Source organism: Streptomyces sp. MnatMP-M17 (assembly GCF_900091995.1).
Taxonomy (GTDB): domain Bacteria; phylum Actinomycetota; class Actinomycetes; order Streptomycetales; family Streptomycetaceae; genus Streptomyces.
Genome location: NZ_FMDK01000175.1, coordinates 1 through 10,294 on the forward strand (window position 1 = coordinate 1; position 10,294 = coordinate 10,294).

A 10,294-nucleotide genomic window follows, 5' to 3' on the forward strand; every position below is an offset into this window, starting at 1 on the left:
CGCGTCGCCCGCGAGGACGGCGGCGACGCGCGCGACGAGGTCGTCGACGAGCGAGGCGCGCCAGGACGACCAGGCCGCGGGCCCGGTGGCGAGCGCGTCGGCCTCGGTGAGCGCGTGCAGCAGTTCCAGTGTGCTGACGGAGCCGATCCGGGCGGCGACCGAGGCGACGGTCGCGGGATCGTCCAGATCGCGCCGGGTCGCGGTGTCGATGAGCAGGAGATGGTGGCGTACGACCGTGGCGATGACAGCCATGTCCTCCTGGTCGAAGCCGATCCGGGCGGCCACGTCCCGGGCGATGACCTCACCGGCCACGGAGTGGTCGCCGGGCCAGCCCTTGCCGATGTCGTGCAGCAGCGCGCAGATGAGCAGCAGATCGGGACGGCTCACGCGGCGGGTGAGCGAGGAGGCCTGGACGGCGGTCTCCACGAGATGGCGGTCGACGGTCCAGGTGTGGACGGCGTTGCGCTGCGGCCGGCAGCGGACCCGCTCCCAGTCGGGCAGCAGCCGGGTGATCAGGCCCTCGGCTTCGAGCGCCTCCCAGACCGGGACGGTGGACTCGCCGGCGCCGAGCAGGGTGACGAGCTCCTCGCGGGCCTCGGCCGGCCAGGGCACCGGCAGCGGTTTCGCGGCGGTGCCCAGGAGCCGTACGGCGTGCAGCGAGATCGGCAGTCCGGCCTGGGCCGCGGCGGCAGCAGCCCGCAGAGGCAGTACGGGATCCCGTTCGGGACGCGCGGCACGGGCGAGCACGGCCTCGCCGTCCATCTCCACGACGCCCTCGGCGAGCGGAGTGCGCTCGGGAGCGGGCCTGCCGCCCAGCATGGCCCGCAGCCGAGGGCGTACGGACCGGGAGCGCAGCACCCGGTTGACCTCGCGCCAGGTGACGTCCGAGGCGTACGAGACCGTGCGCGCGGCCTCGTACACCTGCCGCAGCAGGACATCGGCGTCGAGCAGGGCGAGTTCCTTGGCGACGGGATCCTGTTCCTGGAGTGCGAGCCGGTCGGTGGCGCGTCCCGTCGTGAGATGGAGGGCGTCCCGTACGTCGAGGAGCGCGCGGCGGGCGTCGGCGAGCCCTTCGCGTGGCGCGTCGGCGAGCCAGGACGCGGCGACGGCGCGCAGCGCGGTGGCGTCGCGCAGACCGCCTCTGGCCTCCTTGAGGTCGGGCTCCAGCAGGAATTGCAGTTCGCCGTGGCGCTCGGCGCGCTCCCGGCACAGTTCGTCCAGGGCGGGAAGGCGCTTGACGGCGGTGTTGCGCCAGTCGGCGAGGATCGCGGTCCGTACTCCGGTGACCAGGCCCAGATCGCCCGCGACATGCCGGGCGTCGAGAAGTCCGAGCTGCACCTTGAGGTCCTCGGCCGCCGTTCTGCGGGCCTCTCCGGGCGTGCGTACGGAGTGGTCGAGGGCGAGTCCGAGGTCCCAGACCGGATACCAGACCCGGTCGGCGAGGGCGGCGATGGCGCCCGCGCCGGACTTGCCGTCGTGCAGGAGGAGCAGATCGAGGTCGCTGCGCGGCGACAGCTCTCCTCGTCCGTAGCCGCCGACGGCCACGAGGGCCGCGCCGCGTACTCCGGCCTCCTGGGCGGCGGTGGTGAACAGCGCGTTCAGCCAGCCGTCGGTCAGCCGGGCCAGGGCGGCACGGCGCGGCGGCCCTGGCCGCGTCTTCTCCTGGAGAAGGCGCAGCCGGGCCGCCGCATAGCCGCTGGGTCCCGAGTCTGCCTGTTCGGTCGTCTCTTCGAGGCTCGTCACCCAGTCGTTCCCGTCTCTAGAGGGCGTCCGGGCCGCGCTCGCCGGTCCGGACCCGGACCGCCGTGTCGACCGGTACGCTCCATACCTTCCCGTCACCGATCTTGCCGGTGCGGGCGGCCTTTACCACCACATCGATGAGCTCTTCCGCGTCGCCGTCCTCGACCAGCACCTCTATGCGGATCTTCGGTACGAGGTCGACGGTGTACTCCGCACCCCGGTAGACCTCGGTGTGACCGCGCTGCCGGCCGTATCCGCTGGCCTCCGTGACCGTGAGCCCGTGGACACCGAAGGCCTGGAGGGCCTCCTTGATCTCGTCCAGCCTGTGTGGCTTCACGACTGCGGTGATGAGCTTCATGCGTCCACCTTCTTGTTCGTCGCCGCGGCGATACCGTCCTGGTTGGCGGCGGGCACGCTACTACGGCCCGACGGCGACCCTCCCACCGCGCTGTAGTCGTACGCAGTCTCGGCGTGGAAGGCCATGTCGACACCACTGGTCTCGTCGTCCTCGGAGGCCCGGAAGCCGATGGTGACATCGACGATCTTCGCGAGGATCCAGGAGACCACGAAGGAGTACGCCATCACCGAGAACGCACCGACGGCCTGCTTGCCGAGCTGCGAACCGCCGCCGACGCCGTCGATCGCGAGGATGCCGACGAGCAGGGTGCCGATCACACCGCCGACGAGGTGGACACCGACCACGTCGAGGGAGTCGTCGTAACCGAGCTTGAACTTGAGGCTGACGGCCCAGGAGCAGACCGCGCCGGCCACGACACCGATGAGCAGGGCGCCGAAGGGATTGACGGCGGCACCGGACGGAGTGATGGCGACCAGGCCGGCGATGGCGCCGGAGGCGGCACCCAGGGTGGTGAACGCGCCGTGGCGGATGCGCTCGTAGATCAGCCAGCCGAGCATCGCGGCGCCGGTGGCGATCTGGGTGTTGAAGGCCATCAGGGCGGCGGTGCCGTTGGCGGCCAGCGCGGAACCGGCGTTGAAGCCGAACCAGCCGAACCACAGCAGAGCGGCGCCGAGGACGACGAGCGGCAGGTTGTGCGGGCGCATCGGGTCCTTCTTGAATCCGATCCGCTTGCCGACGACGAGAACGGCCGCGAGCGCTCCGATACCGGCGTTGATATGCACGGCGGTACCACCGGCGAAGTCGATGACGCCGAGCTTGAACAGCCAGCCGTCGGACTGCCAGACCCAGTGGGCGATCGGGAAGTACACCACGGAGACCCAGAGCGTGATGAACAGCGCCCAGGCGCTGAACTTCACGCGGTCGGCCAGCGCACCGCTTATCAGTGCCGGGGTGAGCACGGCGAACATGAGCTGGAAGAGGGCGAAGGCGAAGACGGGAATGCCTTCCTTGCCCCCGGTCAGCGTCTCCGCCGAAATGCCCTTCAGACCGATGTGGTCGAAGTTGCCCAGGAGCCCGCCGCCGATGTCGTCACCAAAGGTGAGCGAGTACCCGTACAGCACCCACAGCACGCTGACGATACCGAGCGAGATCAAGGACATCATGAGCATGTTGAGGGCGCTCTTCACCCGCACCATGCCGCCGTAGAAAAATGCCAGGCCGGGCGTCATCAGCATGACGAGCGCGGCACTGATCAGTACGAATGCGGTATCTGCGCCATTCAAGGCCAGCGTCTCCTCGCGGTCGGAACGGCCCGTGCGGATGCTCAAGGTATGGGCCGACTTGTGCTGAGGAGATTGGCGCAACGCGGTTTCGGTCAGTGCCGCTCGATGTTTCACACCCGTGACGAAGGCTACCTGCGTGTTACGAGCCGGTGAACCGGCGGATCGTCGCGGCGGTCCCGGATACCCTCTGCGGACATCGGAAACCGGCCGCGGCCCTCACCCTGCTGACCTGGCGGCGGGGGAGCCGTGTCGGGCGGTACGGGGTGAGCGCCGCGGCCGGGGCTTCGATGTCCGGCACGCGGGCCGGCCGCTTCAGACGGCCTCGGCGGATTCGGGCAGCTGAGCGGTGAGCAGATCCGTGAGATCGGTGACCTCGGCGACATCGGCGAAGTCCCTGGCCGCCGTGTCCACCGTCTTGCGCAGCCGGGTGTTGACGCGCTCGGAGCGCACCTTGCGCGCCACCTTCAGGGCCTGCTGGGCCAGGGCGGTGGACTGCTCGGGCTCCTTCTTGAGCAGATGGACGGTGGCCATGCCGATCAGGTTCAGCGCATACGAACGCTGGTGCTCCTCGTCCTTCTCGAACAGGTCGACGGCGCGCTGCATCAGCGGTTCGGCGAGGGAGGCGTAGGTGGGGCTGCGGCCCGCGACATAGGCGAGATCGCGGTACGAGTGGGCGTTCTCCGCGTTGAGCTCGGCCTCGGAGAAGAAGCGGATCCAGTCGGGCTCGGCCTCGCCGTCGAGCCCGGCGTCGGAGAAGGTGTCCTCGGCCATTCTGGTGGCCCGCTTGCACTTGCCGGGCTGTCCCATGTTTGCGTACGCGCGCGCCTCCATCGCATACAGCATCGCCTGGGTCCTGGGCGTGGCACAGTCACGGCTGCCGTACTGCGCGAGATGGATCAGCTCCAGCGCGTCATCGGGCCGGCCCAGATGAATCATCTGACGGCTCATCGAGGAAAGGATGTACGAGCCGAGCGGTTTGTCGCCGGCCTCCTTGGCCGCGTGCAGGGCGAGGACGAAATATTTCTGGGCATTGGGCTGGAGACCGACGTCATAACTCATCCAGCCGGCCAGCTCGGCCAGCTCGGCCGCGCACCGGAAGAGCCGACGCGCGGTGGCATCGGGCTGCGGCTCCTGGAGGAGATCCGTCACTTCGTGGAGCTGCCCGACGACCGCCTTGCGCCGCAGACCGCCGCCGCACTGCGCGTCCCACAGGCGGAACATCGCGGTGGTCGACTCCAGCAGCTCCAGCTCGGGCCCGGAGAGCTTGGAGGGCCGGTGCGAGGGGACGGACTCGGTCTGCGGTCCGCCCGGATCTCCGGTCGGAATGGGCACCAGCCAGCGCTGCATGGGCTCGACCAGGGCCGGGCCCGCGGCGAGCGCCAGCGAGGTGCCGAGAAATCCGCGCCGTGCCAGCATCAGATCGCTCCGGGAGAATTCACTGATCAGGGCGACCGTCTGCGGTCCCGCCCAGGGCAGATCGACACCGGACACCGAAGGCGACTGATGCGCGGTGCGCAGTCCGAGTTCCTCGATGCCGACAACGGTGCCGAAGCGCTCGGAGAAGAGTTCGGAGAGAATACGAGGGATCGGCTCGCGCGGCTGCTCGCCGTCGAGCCAGCGGCGCACGCGCGAGGTGTCCGTGCTGATGTGGTGCGCGCCCATCTGCCGTGCTCTGCGGTTGACCTGACGCGCCAGTTCACCTTTCGACCAGCCGCTGCGCAAGAACCACGAGCCGAGTTGCCCATTCGGACGCTTGCCGGTATTCGTACCGCCTGCGCCGCTGCCGCCCACTGGAACGCCCCCATCCGCTGAAGCCCTGTCGCGCGAACCGGTACCAGAATGCCGTGAATCATGGCCGGCTGTCCTGAGGTCGCGCCCCTTCGAACAGGAAACCGAGTTGCCCCCGGCATACCCGCGCGTGCGCTTTTCCCCACGGTTCGTGCACTGAAAGTAATCCTACGATCACCCGCCCAGCGAGGGGGATTCCACAAACGCCACCATTCGCCACCCCTTCGAATGAACTCACCTCCTACCGAGCGCGATTGACTTGACACACATTGACCAGCGGCCCGCGCAGCGTTGTGCGCCGGGGCGCGCACATCGGGTCGCACTACCCCAAGTGCCACTTCACACCGCCCGAACCGCCCCGGTGGCGACGGAGTGTCACGGGCAGACTGCGGGACGTAACCACCGGTGAGTTCAACCCGTTGGAGGGGGCATGGGCTTCACGATCGGCGGCATCCGGGAGATGCGGTCCGGCTCACGGCGCCGCGGCCGGACGACAGAGTGCACTGCGGTGGCGGAGTACACCGGGCTCTGGGGCTGGGACGTCGTTCCCGGCGCGCGGGCCACGGGCGGTGTGTGCTCCTGCGGCTCGGCGGACTGCGCGTCGCCGGGCGCCCATCCGCTGGACTTCCGCCCGGAGGTGCCGGCGGGCGCCACGCTCGACGAGGTCACCCGGCTCTGGTCGGCGATGCCGGACGCGGCGGTGCTGCTCCCGGTGGGCCGCGGCTTCGACATCATCGAGGTGGCCGAGCAGGCGGGCAGCCGCGCGCTCGTACGGCTCGAACGGATGGGACTGCCGCTGGGCCCGGTCATGGCGACTCCGGCCGGCCGCGCCCACTTCTTCGTCGCGCAGGGCGCCGCGGCCGAACTGCCCGAGCTGCTCTACCGGATGGGCTGGGACGACGCGGATCTGGATCTGCGCGGTCTGAGCTCGGGCAGCCATGTCATGGCCCCGCCCTCGGAGGTGCCGGGCCTGGGCCCGGTCCGCTGGCTGCGTCCGCCGTCGCTGGACAACGCGGCCGATCCGCCGCAGGCCCGGCTGCTGCTGGGCACCCTGGCGTATATCTGCCATCGCTCGTCAACACTCTGACTCGTCAGCGCTCTCAAACGCGGGCGTCAACACTCCGAGACGCGGGCGGGAGGCGAGGGCTTCTCCAATGCCCCGGCCTCCCGCTCCCGGTATGTCGCCGCCGCGAGGAGTCAGTCCCCGATCAGCGCGTCCACGAACGCCTCGGGCTCGAACGGCGCCAGATCGTCCGCGCCCTCGCCCAGCCCCACCAGCTTCACCGGTACGCCCAGCTCCCGCTGCACCGCGATCACGATGCCGCCCTTCGCCGTACCGTCCAGCTTTGTCAGCACGATGCCGGTGATGTCCACGACCTCCGCGAACACCCGCGCCTGGACCAGCCCGTTCTGCCCGGTCGTCGCGTCCAGGACCAGCAGCACCTCGTCCAGCGGCCCGTGCTTCTCCACGACGCGCTTGACCTTGCCCAGCTCGTCCATCAGCCCGGTCTTGGTGTGCAGCCGGCCGGCGGTGTCGATCAGTACGACATCAGCGCCCTCCGCGATGCCCTCCTTGACCGCGTCGAAGGCGACCGACGCCGGATCGCCGCCCTCGGGACCGCGTACCGTACGCGCGCCGACCCGCTCGCCCCAGGTCTGGAGCTGATCGGCCGCCGCGGCGCGGAATGTGTCGGCGGCTCCGAGCACCACCGACCGCCCGTCCGCGACCAGCACCCGCGCCAGCTTGCCGGTCGTGGTCGTCTTGCCGGTGCCGTTGACACCGACGACCATCACCACGGCCGGACTGTCCAGCAGGCTCTCGGTCTTCACCGCGCGGTCGAAGTCCGTACCGAGAAGCTGGACGAGCTCCTCCCTGAGCAGATCGCGGAGCCCTTCCGGCGTACGCGTGCCGAGCACCCGTACCCGCTCCCGCAGCCGCTCGACCAGTTCCTGGGTGGGCGCGACACCGACATCGGCGGTGAGGAGCGTGTCCTCGATCTCCTCCCAGGTCTCCTCGTCCAGATGCTCCCGGGACAGCAGCGTCAGCAGTCCCTTGCCGAGGGAGCTCTGCGAGCGCGCGAGCCGGGCGCGCAGCCGGATCAGCCGGCCCGCCGTCGGCTCGGGGATCTCGATCGCCGGCGCGAGCGGCTCGGCGACGGGTGGCTCCTCGACGACGACCTGAGTGCCGGTGGAGTCGGGGAGACCGACCTCCTCGATCGTGCGGCGCGACTCGTCGCGCGGTTCCTCCGCCTCGTCGCCGACATGCGGTTCGGCGGGCGGGGCTGTGATGGTCGGCGTACTCGACGGTGGCCCGGTCGGCGGCTTCTTCTTTCTGCGGCTGCCGACCACGAGCCCGCCGATCGCGACGACCGCGACCAGGGCGATGACTACAACAAGGATGACGAGTTCCATAACGCTCCCAGTATCAGCCACGGCCGGTCCCGGCCCTGGTCTGGCCCACCGGACCGGCCCGTCCGGTCAACCGTCCGGTCAGCCCATCTCCTCCAGCGTCTTGCCCTTGGTCTCCTTGACGAACACCAGCATGAACGGGATGGAGAGCACCGCGAAGCAGGTGTAGATGACATACGTGCCCGAGAGATTCCAGTCGGCCAGACTCGGGAAGCTCGCCGTGATCGCCCAGTTGGCGATCCACTGGGCCGCGGCGGCGACACCGAGCGCCGCCGCCCGGATCCGGTTCGGGAACATCTCGCCGAGGAAGACCCAGACGATGACGCCCCAGGAGAGCGCGAAGAAGAGCACGAACACATGGGCCGCGACCAGCGCGACGGTGGCCTCGGTGGCCGGCAGCCTGCCGTTGACGAGAGGAGCGGAGAACGCCCAGGCCTCGAAGGCGAGCGCGACCGCCATACCGGCCGAGCCGGTGAGCGCGAGCGGTTTACGGCCCACCCGGTCGACCAGCACCATCGCGATCACGGTGCCGATGATGTTCACGATCGACGTCGTGAACGAGTAGAAGAACGAGCCGGACGGATTGATGCCGACCGACTGCCAGAGCGTCGCCGAGTAGTAGAAGGCGACATTGATGCCGACGAGCTGCTGGAACATCGAGAGCCCGATACCCACCCACACGATGGGCAGGAAATAGAACCGGCTGCCCTTGAGATCCCTGAACCGCGATTTGTACTCACGGCGCATCGCGTGCTCGATCTCGGCGACCCGGGCGTCCAGATCGACGTCCCTGTTCTCGACCTCGGCGAGCACCTCCTTGGCGCGCCGTGTGCGGCCCACGGAGATCAGATAGCGCGGCGACTCGGGGATGGCGAGCGTGAGCATCCCGTACAGCAGCGCGGGAACGACCATCACACCGAGCATCCACTGCCAGGCCTCCAGACCGAGGAGCCGACCGCGCTGGTCACCGCCGGCGAGCTGGAGGATGCCGAAGTTCACCAGCTGGGAGACGGCGATACCGACGACGATCGCCGCCTGCTGGAAGGAGCCGAGCCGGCCGCGGTAGGCGGCCGGCGAGACCTCGGCGATATACGCGGGACCGATCACCGACGCCATACCGATCGCGAAGCCGCCGATGATCCGCCAGACCGCGAGGTCGTAGATGTCGAAGGGCAGCGCCGAGCCGACCGCGCTGACGGTGAAGAGAGCCGCGGAGATCTGCATACAACGGATACGGCCGATACGGTCGGCGATCCGGCCCGCCGTCGCCGCACCGATCGCACAGCCGATCAGCGCGATCGCGATGACCTGGGCGAGGGCCGCGGAGCCGATGGCGTACCGGCTGCGGATGGCCTCGACGGCGCCGTTGATGACCGAGCTGTCGTAGCCGAAGAGGAAGCCGCCCATCGCGGCCGACGCCGTGATGAAGACGACATGACGGAGGTGTTCGGGGTGAGGGGCCCGGCCTCCGGTCGGCGGCGGCAGCTTCGCTGTGCTGGTCACATGGTCTCCCTGGGGCCGCCCGGCCGTGCCGCGCCGGGCGTGGGGGTGCGGCAAGCCTTTCCAGTGGGGCACAACTCCCGGCTGCCCACCACCGGGAGACGGAAACGGTCCGGCCGGCGCCTGGGCGCGCTCTCTGGCGGCAACCGCGCGAGGTCAGCGCAGCCGCTGGCTGATCACCTTGGAGACGCCGTCGCCCTGCATGGAGACTCCGTACAGCGCGTCCGCGACCTCCATCGTCCGCTTCTGATGGGTGATCACAATGAGCTGGGAGCTCTCCTGGAGCTCCTGCATGATCCGGATCAGCCGCTGGAGATTGGTGTCGTCCAGCGCCGCCTCGACCTCGTCCATCACATAGAACGGACTCGGCCGCGCCTTGAAGATCGACACGAGCAACGCCACGGCCGTCAGCGACCGTTCACCGCCGGAGAGCAGGGACAGCCGCTTGACCTTCTTGCCCGGAGGCCTGGCCTCCACATCCACCCCGGTGGTGAGCATGTTCTCCGGGTCGGTGAGGATCAGCCGTCCCTCACCGCCCGGGAAGAGCCGGGAGAAGACGCCCTCGAACTGGACGGCCGTGTCACGGTAGGCCTCGGTGAAGACCTGCTCGACCCGCTCGTCCACCTGCTTGACCACGAGGAGCAGATCGGCACGGGTCTTCTTGAGGTCTTCGAGCTGCTCGGAGAGGAACTTGTGCCGCTCCTCCAGCGCCGCGAACTCCTCAAGGGCGAGCGGATTCACCTTGCCGAGCTGCTGATAGGCCCGTTCGGCCGACTTGAGCCGCTTCTCCTGCTCCGCCCGTACATACGGCCTCGGCTGATTGCGCGGATGGTCGGGATCCTCGGGCAGCTCCTCGCCCTCGGCGGGCGGCGACGGAGGTACGAGCAGGTCGGGGCCGTACTCGGCGATCAGCCCGGCCGGTTCGACACCCAGCTCCTCCAGCGCCCTGGTCTCCAGTTGCTCGATCCGCAGCCGCTTCTCGGCGCCGAGCACCTCGCCCCGGTGGACCGAGTCGGTGAGCTTGTCCAGCTCACTCTTGAGGTCGCGGCCCTGGTTCCGCTCGGCGACCAGCTCCCTCTCGCGCTCGGCCTTGGCGGCCTCGGCCGCGACGCGCTCGGCCTCGGCCCGTACGACCGACACCTCCACATGCGCCAGCAGTTGCCGGGCGCCGGCCGCGACCGCGCCGGCGACCTCGGCCTCGTGGCGCAGCCGGGCG

8 protein-coding genes are annotated in these 10,294 nt (G+C 69.6%); 1 reads left to right on the plus strand and 7 read right to left on the minus strand.

The genetic code is table 11. The features are described from left to right. From GA0115259_RS08720 to GA0115259_RS08735, 4 genes are all read right to left on the minus strand, one after another. The coding region (locus GA0115259_RS08720; protein WP_093593306.1) for a [protein-PII] uridylyltransferase at positions 1–1,743 on the minus strand (1,743 nt) is incomplete at its 3' end. A gap of 16 nt (positions 1,744–1,759) precedes the next feature. Continuing rightward, the gene (locus GA0115259_RS08725; protein ID WP_093593309.1) at positions 1,760–2,098 is read right to left on the minus strand and encodes a P-II family nitrogen regulator; all 339 of its coding nucleotides are present in this window, start codon (positions 2,096–2,098) and stop codon (positions 1,760–1,762) included. Next, positions 2,095–3,381: an ammonium transporter gene (locus GA0115259_RS08730; RefSeq protein ID WP_093593312.1), complete on the minus strand. Its 1,287-nt coding sequence runs from the start codon at positions 3,379–3,381 to the stop codon at positions 2,095–2,097. The genes GA0115259_RS08725 and GA0115259_RS08730 overlap by 4 nt, the downstream gene beginning before the upstream one ends. 312 nt (positions 3,382–3,693) lie before the next feature. Beyond that, positions 3,694–5,172, minus strand: a complete 1,479-nt coding sequence (locus GA0115259_RS08735; RefSeq protein WP_093593315.1) for a transcriptional repressor NsdA — start codon at positions 5,170–5,172, stop codon at positions 3,694–3,696. Positions 5,173–5,599: 427 nt separating this feature from the next. Here GA0115259_RS08735 and GA0115259_RS08740 point away from each other — a divergent pair, with 427 nt between their 5' ends. Next, positions 5,600–6,256 carry a bifunctional DNA primase/polymerase gene (locus GA0115259_RS08740; protein WP_093593318.1) on the plus strand — a complete coding sequence of 219 codons (657 nt, stop codon included), beginning with the start codon at positions 5,600–5,602 and terminating at the stop codon, positions 6,254–6,256. 110 nt (positions 6,257–6,366) lie between these two features. On the opposite strand, the gene ftsY is transcribed toward GA0115259_RS08740, so the two are convergent. The 3 genes from ftsY to GA0115259_RS08755 form a co-directional block, all read right to left on the minus strand. Next, the gene (gene ftsY / locus GA0115259_RS08745; protein WP_093593321.1) at positions 6,367–7,581 is read right to left on the minus strand and encodes a signal recognition particle-docking protein FtsY; all 1,215 of its coding nucleotides are present in this window, start codon (positions 7,579–7,581) and stop codon (positions 6,367–6,369) included. A 78-nt stretch (positions 7,582–7,659) separates the two neighbouring features. Continuing rightward, positions 7,660–9,081, minus strand: a complete 1,422-nt coding sequence (locus tag GA0115259_RS08750) for a sugar porter family MFS transporter (protein WP_093593325.1) — start codon at positions 9,079–9,081, stop codon at positions 7,660–7,662. Between the two features lie 153 nt (positions 9,082–9,234). After that, positions 9,235–10,294, minus strand: a 1,060-nt coding sequence (locus GA0115259_RS08755; RefSeq protein ID WP_161230323.1) for an AAA family ATPase, incomplete at its 5' end; no start/stop codon positions are given.

Excerpts from the sequence above, each read along its gene's own strand:
- GA0115259_RS08725 (WP_093593309.1), bottom strand. The coding sequence starts at position 2,098 with ATGAAGCTCATCACCGCAGTCGTGAAGCCACACAGGCTGGACGAGATC.
- GA0115259_RS08740 (WP_093593318.1), top strand. The coding sequence starts at position 5,600 with ATGGGCTTCACGATCGGCGGCATCCGGGAGATGCGGTCCGGCTCACGG.
- ftsY (WP_093593321.1), bottom strand. The coding sequence starts at position 7,581 with ATGGAACTCGTCATCCTTGTTGTAGTCATCGCCCTGGTCGCGGTCGTC.